Raw genomic sequence first — 22,313 nt, forward strand, 5'->3', positions numbered from 1 at the left:
CTCTCGGCGAGACCCCACCGGGTCGCCGAGACCGTGGGAATCACCCACCGTCTCGTCCGCCCGCTGGGGTCTCGCCGAGAGGGAGTCGACGGGGACGTCGGGTGATGGGGAGGGGGACGGATGCCGCGACCTGGCGGTCTCGATCGAGCGCTCCTGCGGGCGGCCGGTGTTGAACGGCGGGTCGAGGTAGATCAGGGTGAAGGAGGCGTCGGGCAGCCGCCGGATGACCTCGAGATTGTCGCCCTCGTGGATCTCGACGGAGCCGGGAGCCGCCGAGCCGGGCGCCGGGGTGGAGCGGGGGGCGCCGCGCGGCGCGGCATCCGTTCCTCCCGCAGCCGAGGTCACGCGCCCCCGCCCGTCACGGGACCCGGCGCAGCCACGCGTCGGTCGCGAACTTGGACTCCACGAGCGCCTCGGCCTCGGCGTACTCGTCGTCGGTGATGTGACCGGGGACGGCGCCGTAGAGGTTCTGGAACGTCTCCGCGAGCTTGGCGATGATCGCCTCGCGGGGAAGACCGGTCTGACGGCGCAGCGGGTCCACGCGTTTGTCGGCCGACGTCGTCCCCTTGTCGCTGAGCTTCTCGCGGCCGATGCGCAGCACCTCGGTCATGACCCTGCCGTCCATGTCGTAGCTGAGGGTCGCGTGGTGCAGCACTCCGCCGTTGGCGAGGCGCTTCTGCGCGGCGCCGCCGATCTTGCCCTGCGGCGAGGCGATGTCGTTGAGCGGCTGGTACGTGGCGTCGATGCCGAGGGTCCGCAGCGCCTGCAGCACCCAGTCGTCGAGGAACGCGTACGAGTCCGCGAACGTCAGACCGGCGACCAGTGATGCGGGCACGTACAGCGAGTACGTGACGATCGAGTTGGCGCCCATGAGCATCGCGCCGCCGCCCGAGATGCGGCGCACGACGTCGAAGCCGTGCTTCGCGGCCCCGTCGGGGTCGACCTCGTTGCGCAGCGACTGGAACGAGCCGATCACGACGGCGTTCTCGTCCCACTCCCAGATCCGCAGCGTCGGGCGCCGCCGGCCGTCGCCGACGCGGCCGGTGAGCACCTCGTCGAGCGCGAGGTTCATGCGCGGCGAGACCGGCTTGTCATGGACGATCTCCCAGTCGAAGTCGTGCCAGCCGGGGGCGGTGACGAGGGCGCGGCGCACGGCGGTGCCGACCGCTTCAGGCGTGAAGCCCAGCAGCTGCGCCCCGCTCGGCAGCGCGGACCGCACGGCGGCGGCGATGGCCGCGACATCCGCCTCGATCGGCAGTCCGTTCACCGCGGCGTCGATGTCGTCGAGCGCATCGTCCGGCTCCAGGAAGAAGTCGCCCGCGAGGTGGAAGTCCGCGATGCGGCCGTCGCGCTCCTCGAGGTCGACGACGACGAGCTTTCCGCCGGGCACCTTGTATTCGCCGTGCATGCGTTCAGCCTATTGCCCGGCCCGCGTGTCCAGCCGGGCCGAGGACCTCGCCCGAGGGAGCGGGCGCGGGAGTCAGTCTCGGGCGGGCATGCGCTGGTCGAGCCAGGCGAGCAGGTCGGCGCGGACATCCTGCTGCACGAACTCGTTGAAGATCTCGTGGCGTGCACCCGGATAGACCATGGTCGTCACGTCGGTGAACCCGGAGCGCGTTCGGTAGGCGTCGGCCAGCCGGTGCACGCTGCGCGGGCCGCCCACGGTGTCGTCCCGTCCCACCATGAGCAGGGTCGGGATGTCGCGGCCCAGGTTCTTGCGCGGCAGACCGTACATGCGGAGCGAGTCCACCACGCCGATCAGCTTGATCGGGTCTTCACTGGTGGTGAGGGGATCGTCCAGGAACGCACGCCCCACAGACAGATCACTCGAGAGCCACTCGGTTCCCATCGCGTCGGGTCCGTCCCAGGGCTTGTTCAGTCCACTGGTGTGGATCGATCCCGGCATCCGCAGCGCCGAGCCGGTCAGGATCAGTCCGTCGTACGCCTCGGGATGCGCGTTGGCGAGCATCTGAGCGAGCACCGATCCGCCGGAGTGCCCCAGCAGCACGAGCGGCAGCCCGGGGTTCTCGGAGCGGATCTGCCCGGTGAACTGCCACATCGCGGCGAGCGCCGCCCGGAGGCCGCCGGGGCCGAGATGCCCCAGCAAGGCGACGTCGCCGCCGTGCTGGGTCATGCCCGTGCGACCGTGACCGCGGTGGTCGGCCGACCACACCGCGTAGCCGTGCGCCGTGAGCGCTTCGATCAGCGCGGCGTACCGCCCCGCATGCTCGCCGACGCCGTGCAGCAGCTGCACGACCGCCCGCGGTTCGGTCTTCGCCGGATGGACGTCGAAGAAGATCGTGATGCCGTGCGCATCGATGAACTCGGGCATGCGCAGAAGTCTAGGTGCGGGATGCCGCTGCCCCGCGCACGAACCCCGGGAGCGGCATCCGTCCACTTTCTTTAGCAAGGCTAATGAGCTATGCTAAGTAATCGCATGAGCAGCAACGTGATCCCCACTCCAGACACCGGCACCGACCCGGGCGAACAGCCCGACCTCTCCTCCGCCGCCTCGCGGCTGCGCATCGCGACGTTCCGCCTCGCCCGGCGCATGCGCACGCAGCGCGCGGTCGACTCGATGAGCGATGGGCAGTTCGCGGTGCTCGCGGCGCTCCGCGTGCACGGCGCCCACACGCTGGGCGAGCTCGCCGAGCGCGAGCGGGTGTCGGCTCCGTCGATGAACCGCACGGTCAACTGCCTGCAGGAGTCCGGCTACATCGTGCGTGCGGCCGACGAGAGCGACGGCCGCAAGGTCGTCATCTCGCTGACGCCCGAAGGCGAAGCCGTCGTCGAAGAGACCGCGCGGCGCCGCGACGCCTGGGTGGAGTCCTCGCTCGCCGAGCTGACGCCGGCCGAGCGCGACACGCTCGCGGCCGCCGCCGAGATCATGGCCCGGATGGTCGCCCGATGAGCGCGATGTTCCGGTCGTTCTCGGCCTTCAACTACCGCGTCTGGTTCATCGGCGCCCTGGTGTCGAACATCGGCGCCTGGATGCAGTCGACGGCGATCAGCTGGGTCGTGCTCACCGAGCTCACCGAGAACGACGCCGCGGCGATGGGCGTCACGATGGCCCTGCAGTTCGCCCCGCCGCTCCTCCTCGTCGGTGTCACCGGCCTGGTCGCGGACCGGTTCGACCGCCGGCGGATCCTCCTCGTGACGCAGAGCCTGCTGCTGCTGCTCGGCGTGGCGATCGGCGCTCTCATCTTCGCCGGCGCGATGACCCTGCCGATCATGTACGGGTTCGCGCTCGCCCTCGGCGTCGTCGCCGCCTTCGACAACCCGGCGCGCCAGGCGTTCGTCTCCGACCTCGTCGCACGCGAGAACGCGTCGAACGCGGTCGCGCTCAACGCCGCATCGTTCAACGGGGCACGCATGATCGGCCCCGCGGTCGCGGGCATCGTCATCGTCGCCATCGGCACGGGCTGGGTGTTCGTCGCGAACGCGGTCACGTTCCTAGCGATGCTGGCGGCGCTCCTCCTCATCCGCACCCGCGAGCTCGTCCCGCGGGTCAAGGCGCCGCAGTCCTCGCGCCTCGCCGACGGCTTCCGCTACGTCGCCGGCCGTCCCGACCTCATCGTGACGTGCTCGATGGTGTTCCTCATCGGCGCGTTCGGCATGAACTTCCCGATCCTCGCGTCGACGATGGCGGTCGAGTTCGGCAAGGAGGCCGACGGGTTCGGCCTGCTCAGCTCGATCCTGGCGATCGGCTCGGTCGCCGGCGCGCTGCTCGCGGCCCGTCGCGATCGGGCCCGACTGCGTGTGCTCATCGTCGGCACGGCGATGTTCGGGGTCGCGGCGCTCGTGTCGGCGTTCATGCCGACGTATTGGCTCTACGCGGTCACGCTCATGTTCACGGGCTTCGCCGTCGTCACGATGATGACCACGGCGAACGGGTACGTGCAGACCACGACGGACCCGGTGCTGCGCGGCCGCGTGCTGGCGCTGTACATGGCGATCCTCATGGGAGGCACCCCGATCGGCGCGCCGATCGTCGGCTGGGTCGCCGCCGAGTTCGGTCCGCGCAGCGCGATCCTCGTGGGCGCCGTCGCCGCCTTCGTCGCCTTCGCGATCGGCGCGACGTGGCTGCTCGTCTCCGGCCGGCTGCACCGCCACGAACGCAAGCGGTTCCGCCTCACGCTCGATGAGACGCGTCCGCTCACGGTCGTCGCCCCCGAGGAGTTCAGCGACGAGGTGGCCGCAACGACCCCCATCCCGCTGGCACGCGACGACGACGAGCTGCCGGCGCGCACGCGCGCCGCGAGCTGACCCCTCCCCCTCTGCCACCTTTCGCGGGGCCTCGGGCGTCAGCGTGACGCAGGCACCGAGATGGTGAGCGGCACGACCGCGGGGGCGAGACCGTCGGCGGTCACCCTCACCGTCGCGGCGCCCGCCCCTGTCGGCCGGACGATCGCCAGCGCGCGGCCCTCGAAGGTCGTGACGGACGGACCGGCGAAGGACTCCTCGGTGCGGATGCGGCCGGTGCCGAGCGCGACGAGCTCGGCATCGCCCTCGACCTCCACCGTCACCGGACGGTCGGCGTCCGAGGCGACCACGCCGTCCGCATCGGCCAGCGTGATCGCCACGAAGCCGAGCCCTCCGGCGGTGATCTCGGCCCGCTCGGCGGAGGCCGTGAGCCCGGGCTCTCCGGCGGTGCGCAGCGCCGTGCGGCCGAGCTCCCGACCGCCGCTGCGCGCGATCGCGACGAGTTCGCCTGGCCGGTACTCGGTCTCGAACCGCGCGCGGAACGCCTTGTCGGCTCCGACCGTCTCGACCCCGAGTGAGACGCCGTTGCGGAGCAGCTCGACCTCCTCGGCCGACGCATAGACGTCGACCGTGACCGGGGCGCCGGGCTCGGCATCCCACGTCCATGACGACACCGAGTCGTCCCACGACCACGGCGTCGTCGCGGTCGGGCGGCCGTGGTGGCGCGGTGGATGCACCGTCAGATACGGCGCGGTCCGCAGCCCGAACACGATCTCGCGGTAGTACGAGACCGGGCGGCGGTGCCCGGTGATATCGATGTCGCCGCAGCCGGCGAGCAGGTGCGGGTACGGCCCAGCCGTGCCGGTCGGCTCGTAGCCCGGCGCGTCGGTGTAGTCGACGCGGCCGATGCCGGCCTCGCCGAGATAGTCCCAGCCGGTCCACGTGAAGTCGCCGATGACGTGGTCGAGGCGCTCGACGAGTTCCCACATCTTCTCGATGCGCGACGGGAAGGTCTCGGATCCGACGATGACGCGGTTCGGGAACAGCTCGCGATCGAGCTCGTAGCGCGACTCGGCGTAGTTGAACCCCACGACGTCGAGCACCGACGCGGATTCCTCGGTCGACTGCGTCACGAGCTCCGACGCGTTGGCCGCGGCCATCATGTCGCCCATCGCCGCCATCATCGTGTTCGGGTCGGCGGCGTCGGCCCCGCCCGCGTCGCCGGGAGCGGCGTCCGGTTCGAAGCGGCCGAGATTGGCGATGATGCCGTTGATGCCGTTCGTCACCAGGCGGGTGTCGTCCAGATCGCGGATCGCCTCGGCGAGGCGCCGGCTCCACGCGGACCCTGCCGGCGTCGCGAGCTCGAGGATCTCATTCCCGATCGAGTACATGATGACGCTCGGGTGGTTCAGGTCCTTCGCGACGAGGGCGTCGACGTCGTGACGCCACCGGGCAGCGAAGCCCGGCGCCGCGTCGAAGGCGACCTTCGAGCGGGTCCAGGTGTCGGTGAGCTCGTCCATCACCAGCACGCCGTGCCGGTCGCACGCGTCGAGCATCGCGCGGCTCATCGGGTTGTGGGCGCTCCGCAGCGCGTTGAAGCCCGCTTCCTTGAGCAGCCGCACGCGCCGGTCCTCGGCGTCGGCGAACGTCGCCGCCCCGAGCGGCCCGCTGTCGTGGTGCACGCAGGCGCCCCGCAGCGTCACCGCCTCGCCGTTGATCCGGAGTCCGCGCCGGGCATCGACCTGCAGGCGACGGATGCCGAAGGCCGCGGCATCCGTGTCGATCACGCGCCCGTCCCCCTCGGCGAGGGTCGTCCGCACGTGATAGAGGTATGGCGTCGTGTCGCTCCAGAGCGCGGGGTGGTCGACCGCGAGGCGCACCCGCGCCACGGCGTCGGAGCCGGGGAGCACCGTCACCGGCGCCGTGCCCGACGCGGCCTCGGAGCCGTCCGGGGCTGTCACCGCCCACGTGAGGCGCAGCGTGCGGGTGTGCCGCGAGCCGTTGCGCACGGTCGTCGCGATGCTCGCGATCGCACGGTCGGCGTCGATGTCGGGCGTCGTCACGCGCGTGCCGTCGAGCGGGATGTGCACCGGATCGGCGACCACGAGGTGCACCGGCCGATAGATGCCCGCTCCGGAATACCACCGGCTGTCGCGGTGCGCGCGAGCCTCGACGGTGATCCGGTTCTGCTCGCCGTAGCGCAGGTAGGGGTCGAGCACCGCCTCGAACGCGTTGTAGCCGTTGGGCTCGTGCACGACCGCGTCGCCGCCCACGAAGACGACGGCGTCGCGGTAGACGCCCTCGAACTCGAGCCGCACCGTCTTCTCGCGCCATGCGTCCGGCACATCGAACGTCTTGGCGTACTCGAACACGCCCCCCGGGACGTAGCCGGTGTGCACGCCCTGGTCGCTGTCGGCGGAGCGGGGAAGGTCCCGGACCGCGTCGTGCGGCAGCCGCACGGCGCGCGGCGCGGACTCGGGAGTCGGCGCCTCGAACGCGCCGAGCTTCGGCCCCACCGTCCAGCCGTCGAGGAACGGCTCGCGGATCATGCCTCGTCCCCCTCAGAGGCCTCATCTGCGGTCGCCGGAAGTGCGGCACCGCTCGTCTCGACGGCGTCGACGGACGAAGCATCCGCCGACCGGGCGTCGAGCACCTGCTCGAGACCTGCGAGGTCGTAGCCGCTGATCATGCTGCGGAACGCCTCCGCGAGCGCCTGCGCCATGTCGGTGGACCCGGGGTCGAGCAGCCACTGCACCTGAAGTCCATCCATGAGGGCGATGGTGGCGACAGCGGCGCGGCCCGGGTCGACGCCCGGATTGAGGCGCCCCGCCTCGGCGACGCGCCGGAAGGACGCGGTGGTGCTCTCGCGCACGGACTCGTAGCGATTCACGAAGTACGCGTGGGCCGGGTGCGTCGGCGACGTCGCCTCGGCGGACAGCGTGCAGTACAGCTCGACGACTCCCGGGATCGACGCATTGTGCTCGGCGAGCCTGACCAATCCCCGGAGGGCCTCGACGCCGTCGGGCAGATCGAAGTCGACGAGTTCGCGCGCCAACTCGTCACGGTGATCGAGCACGGCCATGAGCAGCGCGCTCTTGCTGCGGAAGTGGTGCAGGAGCCCGGCTTCGCTCATACCCACGCGCTCGGCGACCTCCCGCAGCGAGCCGGCCCGGTAGCCCGACTCGGCGAACACCTCGAGGGCCGCATCCAGGATCGCCGTGCGGGTGGCCGCGGATTTCGCATACTCGCCGCGCGGCTTGCGCCTCTTCGTGGGAGCGGTCCCCTCCCGCTTCGCGGCGGAGGTCGTCTCGGTCATCGTCTCACCGTATCCCCGGGTCGTCTCGCGCGCCTCCATCGGCGCCCGCCGGGGTCCTTCCCCTCCGTTCTATAACGAATACCTAGTTGTCGCTAGCTTTTTGTGCCAAAAACCTAGCGCGCACTCGATATTGCTGTTAGCGTCTCCCGGCAGTAGGCGATCCGCAGGGGCATCGCCACAGATGAAGGGACCAAGGATGTTCCGTTGGAAGGCAGCAGCAGCCACCATCGCGATCGCCGCGATCGCCCTCACCGGCTGCGCCGGTGGCGGGGACGACTCCGGCACGAGCGATTCCGGCCGAGCCGACCGGCTCACCCTCACCGCCATCATCGGCCCGACGAGCTACGACATCGGTCAGGGCGCCGAGTACGGCAACCGCAGCCCGTTCTTCCAGGCGGTGTTCGACACGCTGCTGCAGAAGAACGGCGAGGGTGAGATCGAGCCCTGGCTCGCCACCGAGTGGGAGTACAACGAAGACAACACGGTGCTCACGCTGACGCTCCGCGACGACGTCGAGTTCACCGACGGCACGCCGCTCGACGCCGAGGCCGTGGTCGGCAGCCTCGAGCGCTTCCGCGACGGCACCGCTCCCCAGGCGGCGACCCTCGCCGGCAAGGAGTTCGCGGCCGTCGACGCCACCACCGTCACGATCACCCAGCCCGCGCCCGACCCATCGCTGGTCAACCTGCTGTCGATCGCGCCGGGGCTGATCCAGGCGCCCTCGACATTCGACGACCCCGACTCGGCGACCGAGCCGATCGGCTCCGGCCCCTACGTGCTCGACACGGCCACCAGCGTCACCGGCACCACGTACGTCTACACGGCCAACCCCGACTACTGGAACCCCGACGTCGTCAAGTACGACAACCTGACGATCAACGTCATCGAGGACCCCACCGCCACCCTGAACGCTCTCAAGGCGGGCGAGGCCAACGGCGCGAAGATCGTCAACAACGACACGATCCCCGAGATCGAGGCATCCGGCTGGACCATCGAGGCCAACGAGCTCGACTTCCAGGGCCTGCTGCTGTTCGACCGCGCCGGCACGATGGCTCCCGAACTGGCCGACGTCAACGTCCGCAAGGCGATCAACATGGCGTTCGACCGCGAGGCGCTCCTCGACGCGCTGCAGGCGGGCTACGGCACGGTGACCGAGCAGGTCTTCCCGACGACGTCGGTCGGCTACGACGAGGCGCTCGACAGCACCTACGAGTACGACCCTGAAGGCGCCAAGGAGCTCCTCGCCGAAGCCGGCTACCCCGACGGGTTCACGCTGAACATGATGTCGACCGCCGCCTTCCAGACCACGTTCGACCTCGTCGCGCAGCAGCTGGCCGACATCGGGATCACGGTGAACTACACCGACCCCGGCACCGGCAACTTCATCACCGACATGCTCGCGCCGAAGTACCCGGCGACGTGGATGGCGCTGGAGCAGAACCCCGACTGGCAACTGATCAACTTCATGATCGCGCCCGAGGCGACGTTCAACCCGTTCGGCTCGCAGGACCCGCAGGTGGACGAGTACATCACGACGATCCAGATGGGCACCGAGGACGAGGCCGCGCAGGCCACCAAGGACCTCAACGCCTGGATCGTCGAGAACGCCTGGTTCGCCCCGTTCTTCCGGGTACAGGGAACCTACGCGGTGGACGCGAACACGGACCTCGAGTTCTGGCCGTCGAACGCCTACCCCTCGATCTTCGGATTCTCGCCGAAGAACTGAGTCCTCGCCCCGCCCGCGCGTCGCGCGCGGGCGGGGCGACACCACCCACGGGAAGCGACAGACATGCTTGCATTCATCCTCCGGCGCCTGCTGTCCGGCGTCATCCTCATCGCGGTGATCTCCTTCCTCGCGTTCGTCCTCCTCTATGCGGCCGGAGGCGACATCCCCCGCCGAATCCTCGGAGAGAACGCGACCGCCGAGACCGTCGCCAAGAAGGCCGAGGAGCTGGGCCTCGACCGGCCGCTGCTCACCCAGTACTTCGAGTGGCTGACGTCAGCGTTCACCGGCGACCTCGGCCGCAGCTGGTTCACCGGTGAGCTGGTCACGACGAGCGTCACCAATCGCGTCGCCGTGACGTTGTCGATCGTGATCGGCGCGACGGTGATCTCGGCGATCATCTCCGTCGTCGTCGGGGTTCTCGCCGCCCGGCGCGGCGGTGCCGTCGACGGCACCGTCCAGGTGTTCTCGCTCATCGGCTTCGCGATCCCCGGCTTCCTCATCGCCCTCTTCCTGGTGCTCGTCTTCGCGATCAACCTCGGCTGGTTCAAGGCGACCGGCTACGTCCCGCTGACCACCTCGGTCGCAGGGTGGCTGTCGTCGGTCACACTGCCGATCATCGCCCTGTCCATCGGCGCGATCGCGACCGTCACCCAGCAGGTCCGCGGCTCTGTCATCGACGCCATGTCGCGCGACTACGTGCGGACGCTCCGCTCGCGCGGGCTGAGCACGAACTCGGTGGTCTACCGCCACGTGCTCCGCAACGCCGGCGGCCCCGCCCTCGCCGTGCTGGCCGTGCAGTTCATCGGCCTTCTCGGCGGCGCGGTCATCGTGGAGCAGGTCTTCGCCATCCCCGGCATGGGCCAGCTCACCGTCCGCGCGACGACGCTCGGCGACATCCCCGTCGTCATGGCACTGGTGATCGTCTTCGCGATCATCGTCGTCGTCGTGAACCTCCTCATCGACCTCGCCCAAGCGGCGCTGAACCCGAAGGTGCGACTGTCATGACCGCTGTCGACGTTCCCCTCGCTGTCCCCGTCGCGCCGGTACGGGTGGCGCTCTGGCGACGCCTCGTGCGGCGCCCTCTGGGACTCGCCTCCCTCCTCTTCCTCGCGTTCGTGGCGGTCATCGCGATCATCGGACCGTGGATCGCCCCGCAGGACCCCAACTACGCCGACATCCGCAATGTGCTCTCGCCGCCCAGTGCCGAGCACATCCTCGGCACCGACGGCAGCGGTCGCGACGTGCTGTCGCGACTGCTGGTGGCGACGCAGATCAGTGTCTCCGCCGCCCTCCTCGCTCTCGTCGTCGCCGTCGTCCTCGGCGTGACCAGCGGCCTCATCGCGGGCTACTACCAGGGGTGGTTCAACAGCACGGCGACGTGGGTGACCGAGCTGAACATGGCGCTTCCCGGCATCGTCGTGCTACTGGCAGCCCGGGCGGTGCTGGGCCCCTCGGTGTGGATCTCGATGTTCATCTTCGGCATCCTGCTCGCCCCGGCGTTCTACCGTCTCGTGTACGCCTCCGTCACCGCGGTGCGCTCGGAGCTGTACGTCGACGCCGCTCGCGTCTCGGGGCTCAGCGACACCCGCATCATCGGTCGCCACGTGCTGTCGGTCGTGCGCGCGCCCATCATCATCCAGGGGGCGATCATCGCGGGCATCGCCATCGCGATCCAGTCCGGACTGGAATTCCTGGGCCTCGGCGACATCAGCGTCCCCACGTGGGGCCAGATGCTCAACGACGGGTTCAAGAACATCTACAAGGAGCCCATCCTGATGCTCTGGCCGTCGCTCGCGATCGGCCTCACGTGCATCGCGCTGACGCTCCTCGCCAACGTCATGCGCGACGAGCTCGAACGGACGGTGTCGGTCCGGCGCAAGCGCCGCCGCGCGGTCGCCACCGCGACCGGCTCCATCGCCGCCGTCACCACCTCGCTCTCGACCGGCGGCGGAGACGTCGTCGACCTCGATGAGCCGCCGATCTTCGAGACCTCCGGCGTCATCGTCCACCAGGACGATGTGCGCAGCAAGGCGACCGAGAAGGTGCTCGAGGTGCGCGATCTCCGCGTCGGCTACGACCAGCCGGACGGCTCGCACATCGAGGTCGTCCATGGCGTCTCGCTCGACATCCGCAAGGGCGAGGTGCACGGTCTCATCGGCGAATCGGGCTCGGGCAAGACGCAGACCGCGTTCGCGGTCCTGGGCCTGCTCCCCCGCGGCGGTCACGTCACCGCCGGATCGATCGTCTACGAGGGCACCGAGCTCGCCGGCGGTGACGACCGCGCCTACGCCGGAGTCCGTGGCCAGCGCATCGGCTACATCCCGCAGGAGCCGATGTCGAACCTCGACCCCGCGTTCACGATCGGCAGCCAGCTGGTCGAGCCGCTGCGCAAGAACCTGGGGCTCTCGAAGAAGGCCGCCACCGACCGCTCGCTCGAGTTGCTCGCCCGGGTCGGCATCCCGAATCCGAAGCGCACCTTCGACGCGTACCCGTTCGAGGTCTCGGGCGGCATGGCGCAGCGTGTGCTCATCGCCGGCGCGGTCTCGACCGACCCCGACCTCATCATCGCCGACGAGCCCACCACGGCGCTCGACGTGACGGTGCAGGCCGAGGTGCTCGAGCTGCTGCGCGACCTGCAGGCCGAGCGGCACATGGCCATGCTGCTCGTGACGCACAACTTCGGCGTCGTCGCCGACCTCTGCGACCACGTCACGGTCATGCAGAGCGGCCTTTTCGTCGAGCAGGGACCCGTGCGCGCGATCTTCAACGACGCGCAGCACCCGTACACGCGGACACTGCTGGACGCGATCCTCGACGAGGGTCCCGCCCGCGGCCCGCTCGTCGCGGTGCCGTCGGGCACAGTGCCGTCCACCGAGAAGGGAGCACGGGCATGAGCACTCCGACCCAGCAGACGCCGCTGCTCGACATCAAGGACCTCGTCGTCGAGTACCCGGGCAAGGGCTTCCGGGCTCAGCCGTTCCGGGCGCTCAAGGGCGTCTCGCTCGACATCCTGCCCGGCGAGACCATGGGGCTCGTCGGCGAGTCCGGCTCGGGCAAGACCACGCTCGGCCGGGCCGCGCTCGGCCTCGCGCCCGTCACCGAGGGCTCGATCCGGTACGAGGGCAAGGAGATCGCGCACCTGAAGCGGCAGGAGCGCCGCGCGCTGAGCTCCGAGATCCAGGTGGTGTTCCAGGACCCCTACTCGTCGCTGAACCCGTCGATGACGATCGAGCAGATCCTCACCGAGCCGCTGACCGCGGCCGGCGTCGCCGGCAAGGAGGCGAAGACCCGCGTGCACGACCTGCTCGACCAGGTCGGCCTCCCCGCCGATGCACGCGGGCGCCTGCCGCGCGAGTTCTCGGGCGGACAGCGCCAGCGCGTCGCGATCGCCCGGGCCCTCGCCCTGCGGCCGCGGCTCATCGTGTGCGACGAGCCGGTGTCGGCGCTGGACCTCTCGACGCAGGCGCGCGTGCTCGACCTGTTCATCGACATCCAGGACCGCACCGGCGTCGCCTACCTGTTCGTGACGCACGACCTCGCGGTGGTGCGCCACATCAGCCACCGGGTCGCCGTGATGTACCGCGGCGAGATCGTCGAGTCGGGCGACGGCGAGCGCGTCACGTCGCAGCCCGAGCACCCGTACACGCAACGTCTGTTCATGGCCGCGCCGGTGCCCGACCCCGACAAGCAGGAGGAGCGTCGTATCGCCCGGCACGCCCTGCTCGCCTCCGAGGCGGCCGCCGGCGCCGTCTGACCGACTCGGATGCCGCAGCCCGGCCCGGCCCGTGGGTGGCGGGCTGCGGCATCCGTCCTCCTGACCCTCCTCTGAGAAAGAACCTCCCCCGATGACCGACATCGCCACGCACCCCGACGCGGTGCGCCACCTCGTTCCCCTGCTCGGGCGCCTGACCCTCGAGCAGAAGGCGGCGCTCGTACAGGGCGCCGACTTCTGGACCACCGTCCCGCTTCCCGAGATCGGGCTGCGCGCGATGACGCTGTCGGACGGTCCGGCCGGGGTTCGCGGTCCGCGCTGGGACGAGCGCGAGCCGTCGCTGAACCTGCCGTCGGGGTCGGCGCTGGCCGCGTCGTGGGACGTCGACCTGGCATACCGGTACGGGGCGGCCGCGGCATCCGAGGCCCGCCGCAAGGGTGTCGACGTCGTGCTCGGTCCGACCATCAACCTTCACCGCTCGCCGCTCGGCGGGCGGCACTTCGAGTGCTTCAGCGAGGATCCGGAGCTGAGCGCAGAGCTCGCGGCGGCGTACGTTCGTGGTCTGCAAGAGAACGGCGTCGCCGCGACCCCCAAGCACTACGTCGCCAACGACTCCGAGACCGACCGCTTCACCGCCGACGTCCGCGTCGACGAGCGGGCGCTGCGCGAGCTGTACCTCGTGCCGTTCGAACGCGCGGTCGAAGCGGGCGCCTGGACCCTCATGAGCGCCTACAACGCCGTCGACGGCGTGACGATGACCGAGAACGATCTGCTCGAGACGCCGCTCAACTCCGAGTGGGGCTTCGACGGCGTCGTGATCAGCGACTGGACCGCGGTGCGCTCACTCGACTCGGTTCCCGCCGCGCAGGACCTCGCGATGCCCGGCCCCGCCCCCGCGTGGGCGGACCTCGTCGGGGCGATCCGCGACGGACGCCTCAACGAGGCCGACCTCGACCGCAAGGTGCTGCGCCTGCTGCTGCTCGCGGAGCGCGTCGGCGCGCTCGGCGACGCGACGCCGGTGGAGCCCGCGCCGCTCGACGGCCCTGCCTTCGCGCGCGCCGCGGCGATCGAGGGCGCCGTGCTGCTGCACAACGCGGGTGTCCTCCCGCTGGATGTCGCCACCCTGGGTCGCGTCGCCGTCATCGGGCAGAACGCACGCGAGGCCCGGACGCAGGGCGGCGGCAGCGCCACGGTGATCCCCGAGGCCGTCGTCTCGCCCCTCGACGCGATCCGCGCCGCCCTTCCGGGCGCCGACGTGCGGTACGAGATCGGCGCCGTCGTGCAGGAGGGCGTCGCCGAGATCCCGCTCGTGCAGCTGCGCAATCCGGCGACGGGTGAGGCGGGCATGCGCGTCGCGTTCTTCGACGCCGACGGCACCGAGCTCTTCGCCGAGAACCGCCGCTCGACCGCCCTCGTCTGGTTCGGCGGCGACGCACCCATCGCGGCGAGCGCCACAGTGGTCTTCGAGACGCTGTACACCCCGGTCGAGACCGGCGACATCGAGCTCGGCTTCGCGGGCGCGAACCCGGGCCGGCTGTTCGTCGACGAGCGCCTCGTGCTCGACGACGCACCCGTCATCGAGGGCTCCGACCTCGGCGCCGCGTTCCTCAACCCGCCGTCGATCACTGCGACGGTGGCCGTCGAGGCCGGCCGCGAGACGGCGGTGCGCGTGGAGTTCACCCGCGCCGCCGCCGGTGCGCTGTCGGGAGCGCTCAGCGCCACGCTCGGCATCGCCCCCGAGCGCACCGATCCCGAGGAGCTCATCGCCCGCGCGGTAGCGGAGGCCGCGGCATCCGATGTCGCGATCGTCGTCGTCGGCACCAACGCGAAGGTCGAGTCGGAGGGATACGACCGCACCAGCCTCGATCTGCCCGGCCACCAGGACGACCTGGTGCGCGCGGTCGCCGCGACCGGGACCCCGACGGTGGTCGTCATCAACGCCGGCTCGCCCGTCGTGCTGCCGTGGGCCGGCGAGGTCGCCGCGATCGTGCAGGGCTACTTCGGCGGGCAGGAGTTCGGCCACGCCGTCGCCGACGTGCTCACCGGCGCCGCCGAGCCGGGCGGGCGCCTGCCCACCACGTGGCCGGCCGCCCTCGCGGACGTTCCGGTCACCGAGGTGGTCCCCACCGACGGTCGCCTCGACTACCGCGAGGGCCTGCACATCGGCTACCGCGCGTGGCTGAAGGCAGATGCCGAGCCGGCGTTCCCGTTCGGCCACGGCCTCGGCTACACGACCTGGTCGTGGGGCACCGCGCAGCGCGTGGGCGACGCCGTCGAGGTGACGCTCGCGAACACCGGCGACCGTGGCGGCAAGCAGGTCGTGCAGGTGTACGCCGAGCGAGCGGACTCCACGGTCGAACGCCCCGCGCGCTGGCTCGTCGGTTTCGCGACCGTGCACGCCGCCGCCGGCGAGACCGTGACCGCCGCGATCCCCGTGCCGTCGCGACGCCTCGCGCACTGGGCCGGCGAGTGGGTCGTCGAGCCGGACGACTACACGCTGCGCGCCGGCGCCTCGGTCGCCGACCTCCCGCTTACCGTGAACTGGACGGCCGCGCAGTAGCGGCAGGACCTTCGCCGACGAGAGGACCGCGATGCACGATGTGACCACCGAGAACCTGCAGGGACGCGCCGACGGGCGCCTGGACGAGATCGTCGCCCGCCTCGACGGCTTCCTCGCGGCCGACCCTGATCTCTCCTTCCAGGTCGCGGCGTTCCACCAGGGTGAACCCGTCCTGGACGCCTGGGGCGGGCCGCACCTGGCCGAGGAATCGGTCATGGTGCCCTACTCCGTGACGAAGAACACGATCGGGCTGTCCATCGGCCTCCTGGTCGAGCGGGGCCAGCTGGATCTCGATGAGCGCGTCGCACACTACTGGCCGGAGTTCGCCGCGAAGGGCAAGGACCGCGTCACGGTGCGGCAGCTGCTCTCGCACCAGGCGGGTCTGCCGCAGGCGACGCCGCCGCTGACGTGGGAGGAACTGCTCGACGACCACGCCGCCGCCGACCGGCTCGCCGAGACGTGGGCGTTCTGGCAGCCGGGAAGCGCGTTCGGCTATCACGCGGTGACGATCGGCAACCTCGGCTCGGAGCTCGTGTACCGGGTCAGCGGGCGGACGCTGCACGAGTTCTACGAGCGCGAGATCCGCGCGCCGCACAGCATCGACTTCTTCCTCGGCCTGCCGGCCGGCCACGAGGAGCGACTGGTGCCGGTCCTGCCGATGATCCGTCCCGTCTCCGACACGACGGCGATGCAGCCGACCGCCATCGGTCTCCACACGTGGGTGACCCCGGGGCCGCAGGTCGATCTCGCGAACCACGAGGCGAGCTGGCGATATGGCCACCCCGCCGGCTCGGGCACGGGCACCGCCCGCGGACTCGCGCGCCTCTTCGCCGCTGCCGTCACCGGCGTCGACGGCACCGCGCCGTTCCTCTCGGCCGACACCGTGGCGCAGATCGGGCAGCAGCAGGTCCACGGCTTCGACGAGGTGCTGGGCCTGACCGACCGTGCACACGCGATCATCTTCCAGAAGTCGACGTCGACGGTCCCGTTCGGCGGTCCGCGCGCGTTCGGCCACGACGGCGCCATGGGCGCGCTGGCGTGCGTCGACCCTGACACCGGCATCGCCTTCGCCTGGACCATCGCGCGCGGCGCGTGGCCGGGTGGCGCGGACCCGCGCGCCGTCGCGCTCGCCCGGGAGCTCGGCATCCTGCTCTCGTCCTGAACCCGCCCTCGTCCTCTCGAACCCGGAGCACCCCGTGACCACGCTGTACAACCCCCTCGTCAACGGCTTCCACCCCGACCCCAGCGTCGTCGCGGTCGACGGCGTCTACTACCTCGCCACCTCGACGTTCGAGTACCTGCCGGGCATCCCCATCCACCGTTCGACCGACTTCGAGACGTGGGAGCTCATCGGGCACGTCGCGACACGACCCGGACAGCTGGGCGTGGAGGGCGTTCCAACGGGCGGCGGGGCCTGGGCCCCGACGATCCGCCACCACGACGGCGTCTTCCACCTCGTCATCACCGACGCGATGGGGCGCGGCATGCTGCACTTCACCGCGACGGATGCCGCGGGGCCCTGGAGCGACGGCGATCTTCTTCTGAAGGCGGATGGCTCGGGCACCGTCGAGGGCATCGACCCCGACATCGCATGGGATGCCGCGGGCACCTGTTACGTCACCTTCTCGGGCCTGCAGCTCAGCGGCGCTCTGGACCCCCATCAGCCCGCGCACCTCGGCATCCAGCAGGTTCGGGTCGACCTCGACGCGCACCGAGCCCTCGAAGAGCCGAGATCACTCTGGTCGGGCACGGGGCTGATGTTCCCCGAGGCGCCGCACCTCTACGAGATCGAGGGCGCGTGGTATCTCCTGATCGCGGAGGGCGGCACCGAGCGCGGTCATGCCATCTCGATCGCACGGGGCGAGTCCCCGACGGGGCCGTTCACCGGGGCTCCGGGCAACCCGCTCGTCTCGGCACGGTCGACGCCGCGACCGATCCAGAACACCGGCCACGGCGACCTCGTGCGCGGCCCCGGCGGAGGGTGGCTCTGCGTGCTGCTGGGCGTGCGGCCGCGCAGCGGCACTCGCGCCTTCTCGGCGCTCGGCCGCGAGACCTTCGTGACGCCCGTGACGTGGACCGACGGCTGGCCGTCGATCGCCCCGGTGGAGCTCGCGCCTCGGCCGGGAACGCGCGTCGAGATCGACTTCTCCGGGCCGCTCGACCGCGAGTGGATCGCGGTCCGCCGACAGCCGACCGACGTCTCGACGCTCATCGGCGGCCGACTGGTGCTGACCGCGGACGGCAGCACCCTCGCCGACCCGCAGCCGGTCTTCGTCGGGCGCCGCCAGGAGCATCTGACGAACGAGGTCACCGTGGCCATGGACGTCGGAAACGGGGTCGGCGGCCTGGCGGTCCGGTACGACGAGAGCTTCCGCATCGAGCTCGAGGCCGGTGGCGGGACGATCACCGCCCGCGCACTGATCGGCGGCCTGCGGCAGGACTGGGCGCACCCGTTCGACGGCGAGTCCGTCGTCCTCCACCTCGCTTCTCGCCGGCCCGTCGGCGGAGGCGGCATGCTCCCGACCAGCGACGTCCTCCATCTCGCCGCGACTATCGACGGCGAGCGCATCGAGCTCGCCGAGATCGACGGCCGCTTCCTGTCGTCCGAGGTCACCGAGTCCTTCACCGGCCGCGTCATCGGCGTCTACGCCGTCGCCGGCGAGGTCGGCGTGTCGAGCTGGATCGCCGAGGGCGGCGACGACTGACGGATGCCGCGCACGGCGCTCGTCGCCTTCCCGGCGCCCCCGGCGCCCCGGCGACCCCGGCCCGTTCGGGGGTCGCAACACGCGGCATCCCACCCCTCGTAGCGGCGTGTCGTGCCACCCGAAGCCCGAGCCCCATCCTTCGCGGGTCGCAACACGCGGCATCCCACCCCTCGTAGCGGCGTGTCGTGCCACTCGAACCCCGAGCCCGAGAGGCCGCGAGGAGCTAGGCGGCGGTGACGGTGAGGATCACGCGCTGATACGCCTTGACCGGATACTCGGCGGCGTCGTCCGACGCCTCGGCGATGACGTGGATCGTGTCGCCCGGCCGCGCATCCGCGGGGACCCGCACGACGGTCGTGGAGCCTTCGTCGGCCGCGAGCGCGGCATCCGTCGCCCCCGCCTCGCGATCGACCCACCAGCGCACCCGCACGGTGTCGCCGTCGGGATCGTCGACGGCCGCGGTCAGCGACACCTCGCCGCCGGCCGCGACTCCGAGGTCGACCCCGTGCTCAATCCGCAGGACCGGGTGGTGGTTGGCGTCTTCGTACCCGGAAGTGACGCTCCACCGCAGGCGCGCGGCGAAGTCGGCCTGGGCGTCGGCGAACCAGCGGGTGACGGAGGCCTCGTCGCCGCCGCGTCCGAAACCGGAGTCGGCGATGACCCACGTGTCGTCGCCGTCGTCCGTGCGCACGGCCACGCCGCCCCAGCCGCCGAACGCGGGGTGCTCGTGGCCGCGGAGCCCGGGCACGAGCAGGTTGAGCATGTTGGTCGTATCGCCTTCCGAGATCCACTCACCGGCGGGCTGAGGGTCGATCCACACCTTGTACCCCTGCGCGCGGAGCTCGTCGGCGGACAGACCCGACAGGTGGAAGTAGTCGGTGACGTCGCCCGGCACCATCTGGCGCCCGTCGCCCCAGACGCGGTACAGGGCGCCGAGGGGTCCGACGCTCGTGACGTTCTCGCGCAGCCAGACCGCGCCGAGCAGGCGGTGGTCGGCGGCGGGGACCGTGCGGCGCGCCGTGTAGCCCCACGCCAGCGTGGCGACCTCGATCACGCGGATGCCGGGCCAGCCCTGTGCGATGTACTCGTCGTAGGTGGCGTCCTGCGAGGCGAACTTCGTGATCACGGCCTTCGCCGAGACCTCCGCACGCACCCTCTCCCAGTCGTCCGATCCGCGGAAGCGCTCCTCGATGGAGAGCAGGGCGCGGGCGACGGTGCTGGGCCCCGCCCACAGCTGCAGGAACAGCGGCCCGGGGCGATCGTCCAGCAGCGCGTCGGCGATGAGCCGCGAACCGGGCGACTCCTGCGAGATGTCACCCTCGAACGCGACGTTGCCCTCGCGGATCACCGACCGCAGCCGCTCGGGGCTGGGGTAGCGGGGGTCGTGCACGACCAGGTTCGGGTGCACCTCCGCATACGCGTCGACCGCGTCGTCGATGAACCTCTCGCCGGGCGCCCACCGCCACGCGGTCTGCGGCTCGTCGTACTCGCGGTCGGGGAGGAAGAACGTCGTGCCCGCCCCATCGCCGCGCCAGTGGAACCGGCTGCTCGCATAGATCAGGCCCTCGATCTCGAGCTCGTTGCTGTACAGCAGCAGCCGGATCATCGAGTTGAGGTCGTCGAGCTCGGGATCCGCGGTGATGATCGTCCGCGGCCGCGCCGTGGTCGTCGTCGTGGTCACGAGAGACCTCCCTGCCACCGCTCGAACTCGGCGAGCTTCAGATACATGTCCTCGAACATCAGCCGCGTGTCGACCCAGGTGTAGACCCGCATCGGGCGGGCGCCGGCGACGTCGCCGTAGGCGCCGTCCTCGCTGAGCGCGGGCGTGGGTCGCTGGACGTACCGGCTCGAGGACGGATCGGGCTCGAACACCGACTGCAGCGCGGTGAGCAGCACCAGCGGCGAGTCGCCGAGGGCGTACGTCTCCGACGCGCCGCCCAGGTGCGGGGCGACCATCGCGCACACGTACGCGACCTCGTCGTAGAGGTAGCGGCCGAGCGGACCCGCCGTCGCCACGCGGACGCGCAGCTCGGCATCCGACACGAGGCACTGCCGGTAGACGTCCCGCGCCACCTGCCACAGCGGGATCGTCGAGTCGTTGAACACGACCTGCCCGGCGACCGGGTCGATGAGCAGGTTGTACTCGATCGGCATGGGGTTGGGCGGGGGCACGGCGAGCCCCTCGTGCTCGGCGCCGCCGATCCACACGAGCGTCAGGCGTTCGGCGATCCGCGGCTCGGTGAGGTACGCCGAGGCGATGTCGGTCAGACCGCCGCCGGCGACGTAGAACAGCGGGCTCGAGACGTCGTCGCGCAGTGCCTCGGCGATGATCGCGTCGACGGCAGGGGCTGGCCGCGGAGTCGAGCGGTCCGGCAGCGGCTCGTCCGACCCCGCGACGATGACCTCGGTCGACGTGAGTCCCATGCGGGAGAAGACGTCGCGGACGACGGCCTCGGCGTTCTGCGCGCTGCGGCCGGACGGGTCGAACGGGTCGTCCGCGCGCAGGTGCGAAGCCACCACGAGCCGGATGTCGACGCTCGGCGAGAGCAGGTGATGCACGAGCTGGTAGAGGTCGTCGGGGTCGCCCGCGAAGTCGTTGTCGATGATGACGCGCGCACGCGGCCGGCCGACCGGCGGGATCTGCTGCCAGGGCGTCTCGCCGAGGCTCCAGGAGTGGGCGGGGCGGTTCGTCGGGCGGGTGCTCCCGCTCGGAATCTGCGTCATCGTCGACTTCCCTTTCGCCGCGGCGTCACGAACGATCTCGTCGGCAACTGTAACACCGGTTGACCAATCTCGATGCCCGCGCGGGACGCGGTGACGTGACGCGGCTTGACGTGTCAGCGCGGCTCGCGCACCCCGACCCTCTCGAGGTGCGCGTTGGTGAAACGGCCGTCGGGGTCGAGGCGCTCGAACACCGCGCGCGCGTCGGCCAGACGGGGGTGGACGCGCTCCATGGCGGCACGGTCGAAGCCGTGCAGCTTGCCCCAGTGCGGCCGGGCGGTGAACGGCTCGAGGGCCGCCTCGATGCGCGCGAGCGCGGCGGCGACCTCGTCGGGGTGGTTGAACCACGTGAAGTGGATGATCACGACGTCCCGACGGTACGCCGGGCTCAGCCACAGCTCGTCGGCGGCGGCGGTGCGCAGCTCGGTCCAGATCAGGTGCGCGCGGATGCCGTCGCCCAGGGCGCGCACCGCGTTCAGCGCGGCGGGCGCGTCGGCGCGGGCGACGAAGTACTCGCTCTGGATCTCGTCGCCGAACGAGGGCTGGGCGTCGAGGCGGAAGTGCGGCAGTCGCAGCATCCACGGCCCCGGGACGCCCGCGAGCTCGGTGACGTTGTCCTCGACCCCGAGCGGCGAGTCGCCGGTGAGCGCACGGACGCCGTCGAAGATCGTGTCGGGCACGACGTCGTCGTCGGCGTCGAGGCGCGTCTTGATCCACACGTAGCCGACCGACGGCTCCTCCCACCGCGAGAACACCGACACGCTGTAGCCCGCCGAGGTGAGCTCGTCGTAGTGCGCGAGCGCGGCATCCCAGCTCACACCGGTGTAGATGTCCTGCCGGACGCGGAAGGCCGGCTCGATGTCGAGCGTCAGCGACACGACGATGCCGTACGCGCCGAGGCCGACGACCAGGGCGTCGAAGTCCGCGTCGCCGCGTCGCACCTCGTGCAGTTCGGCGTCGGCGCCCACGTAGCGGAGGGCCCGGACGGATGCCGACAGCACCGGGTTCGCGTCACCCGATCCGTGCGTGCCGGTGGCGGTCGCACCGCCGACGTTGATGTGCGGGAGCGACCCCATGTTGCGCAGCGCCCAGCCCCGGTCGTCGAGCCACACCGCGAGCACCCCGTAGCGGATGCCGGCGGGCACGGTGACCGCCTGCGCGGCCTCGTCGAGCTCGAACTCGGCGGCGAAGCCGGTCACGTCCACGAGCGTGCCGGTGGTGTCGGGCAGGTCGGTGAAGGAATGGCGCGTGCCCAGCGGGCGGACACGCCCGGGCTCACGGAGCACCCGGCGGACGTCCTCCACCGATGTCGCGTCGACGATCCGCGGCGCGGAGTACTCGTAGGTTCCCGCCCAGTTGCGCGCCATCGC

Annotated in this window: 16 protein-coding genes and 1 pseudogene; 9 read left to right on the plus strand and 8 right to left on the minus strand. The window is 71.1% G+C overall.

Translation table 11 applies throughout. The features are described from left to right. The 3 genes and pseudogenes from ACI3KX_RS15540 to ACI3KX_RS15550 form a co-directional block, all read right to left on the minus strand. A pseudogene (locus ACI3KX_RS15540) lies at positions 1-345 on the minus strand (hypothetical protein); the annotation flags it as partial. A gap of 13 nt (positions 346-358) precedes the next feature. Next, a complete protein-coding gene (locus ACI3KX_RS15545) occupies positions 359-1,408 on the minus strand; it encodes a biotin/lipoate A/B protein ligase family protein (protein ID WP_363354911.1) in 1,050 nt (349 codons plus the stop codon). Positions 1,409-1,480: 72 nt separating this feature from the next. After that, a complete protein-coding gene (locus ACI3KX_RS15550) occupies positions 1,481-2,332 on the minus strand; it encodes an alpha/beta hydrolase (protein ID WP_404910292.1) in 852 nt (283 codons plus the stop codon). Between the two features lie 105 nt (positions 2,333-2,437). Between ACI3KX_RS15550 and ACI3KX_RS15555 the strand changes: the two genes are divergently transcribed. Together ACI3KX_RS15555 and ACI3KX_RS15560 are read left to right on the plus strand one after the other, a co-directional pair. Then, on the plus strand, positions 2,438-2,911 hold the full coding sequence (locus ACI3KX_RS15555) for a MarR family winged helix-turn-helix transcriptional regulator (protein ID WP_404910293.1): 474 nt from the start codon (positions 2,438-2,440) through the stop codon (positions 2,909-2,911). Then, entirely contained in the window at positions 2,908-4,266 is a 1,359-nt protein-coding gene (locus ACI3KX_RS15560; RefSeq protein WP_363354917.1) for an MFS transporter, read from the plus strand. Before ACI3KX_RS15555 ends, ACI3KX_RS15560 begins: the two co-directional genes overlap by 4 nt. 38 nt (positions 4,267-4,304) lie before the next feature. On the opposite strand, the gene ACI3KX_RS15565 is transcribed toward ACI3KX_RS15560, so the two are convergent. Next, a complete protein-coding gene (locus tag ACI3KX_RS15565; protein WP_404910294.1) occupies positions 4,305-6,752 on the minus strand; it encodes a glycoside hydrolase family 2 TIM barrel-domain containing protein in 2,448 nt (815 codons plus the stop codon). Next, positions 6,749-7,519, minus strand: a complete 771-nt coding sequence (locus tag ACI3KX_RS15570; RefSeq protein WP_404910295.1) for a TetR/AcrR family transcriptional regulator — start codon at positions 7,517-7,519, stop codon at positions 6,749-6,751. The genes ACI3KX_RS15565 and ACI3KX_RS15570 overlap by 4 nt, the downstream gene beginning before the upstream one ends. A 196-nt stretch (positions 7,520-7,715) precedes the next feature. On the opposite strand from ACI3KX_RS15570, the gene ACI3KX_RS15575 reads away from it, so the two are divergent. The 7 genes from ACI3KX_RS15575 (at position 7,716) to ACI3KX_RS15605 (ending at position 18,222) form a co-directional block, all read left to right on the plus strand. Next, positions 7,716-9,245: an ABC transporter substrate-binding protein gene (locus ACI3KX_RS15575; RefSeq protein WP_404910296.1), complete on the plus strand. Its 1,530-nt coding sequence runs from the start codon at positions 7,716-7,718 to the stop codon at positions 9,243-9,245. A gap of 63 nt (positions 9,246-9,308) precedes the next feature. Beyond that, entirely contained in the window at positions 9,309-10,250 is a 942-nt protein-coding gene (locus ACI3KX_RS15580; protein ID WP_404910297.1) for an ABC transporter permease, read from the plus strand. Next, positions 10,247-12,139: a dipeptide/oligopeptide/nickel ABC transporter permease/ATP-binding protein gene (locus ACI3KX_RS15585; protein ID WP_404910298.1), complete on the plus strand. Its 1,893-nt coding sequence runs from the start codon at positions 10,247-10,249 to the stop codon at positions 12,137-12,139. The genes ACI3KX_RS15580 and ACI3KX_RS15585 overlap by 4 nt, the downstream gene beginning before the upstream one ends. Then, positions 12,136-12,999, plus strand: coding sequence for an ATP-binding cassette domain-containing protein (locus ACI3KX_RS15590; RefSeq protein ID WP_404910299.1), 864 nt, complete (start codon positions 12,136-12,138; stop codon positions 12,997-12,999). The genes ACI3KX_RS15585 and ACI3KX_RS15590 overlap by 4 nt, the downstream gene beginning before the upstream one ends. Positions 13,000-13,090: 91 nt before the next feature. Continuing rightward, on the plus strand, positions 13,091-15,517 hold the full coding sequence (locus ACI3KX_RS15595; RefSeq protein ID WP_404910300.1) for a glycoside hydrolase family 3 protein: 2,427 nt from the start codon (positions 13,091-13,093) through the stop codon (positions 15,515-15,517). 31 nt (positions 15,518-15,548) lie between these two features. Further along, entirely contained in the window at positions 15,549-16,679 is a 1,131-nt protein-coding gene (locus tag ACI3KX_RS15600) for a serine hydrolase domain-containing protein (RefSeq protein WP_404910301.1), read from the plus strand. A 34-nt stretch (positions 16,680-16,713) separates the two neighbouring features. Beyond that, the gene (locus ACI3KX_RS15605) at positions 16,714-18,222 is read left to right on the plus strand and encodes a family 43 glycosylhydrolase (RefSeq protein WP_404910302.1); all 1,509 of its coding nucleotides are present in this window, start codon (positions 16,714-16,716) and stop codon (positions 18,220-18,222) included. A 223-nt stretch (positions 18,223-18,445) separates the two neighbouring features. Here ACI3KX_RS15605 and ACI3KX_RS15610 read toward each other — a convergent pair whose 3' ends face one another. The 3 genes from ACI3KX_RS15610 to ACI3KX_RS15620 all read right to left on the minus strand — a co-directional run bounded on the left by ACI3KX_RS15610 (position 18,446) and on the right by ACI3KX_RS15620 (position 22,310). Then, a complete protein-coding gene (locus tag ACI3KX_RS15610; RefSeq protein WP_363354937.1) occupies positions 18,446-19,903 on the minus strand; it encodes a DUF1593 domain-containing protein in 1,458 nt (485 codons plus the stop codon). Beyond that, complete coding sequence (locus ACI3KX_RS15615) at positions 19,900-20,946, minus strand: nucleoside hydrolase (protein WP_363354939.1); 1,047 nt, start codon at positions 20,944-20,946, stop codon at positions 19,900-19,902. Before ACI3KX_RS15615 ends, ACI3KX_RS15610 begins: the two co-directional genes overlap by 4 nt. 113 nt (positions 20,947-21,059) lie before the next feature. Then, a complete protein-coding gene (locus ACI3KX_RS15620) occupies positions 21,060-22,310 on the minus strand; it encodes a D-arabinono-1,4-lactone oxidase (protein WP_363354941.1) in 1,251 nt (416 codons plus the stop codon). Positions 22,311-22,313: the final 3 nt, after the last annotated feature.

This window comes from Microbacterium sp. ZW CA_36 (assembly GCF_044987475.1).
In the GTDB taxonomy this organism is placed as follows: Bacteria; Actinomycetota; Actinomycetes; order Actinomycetales; family Microbacteriaceae; genus Microbacterium.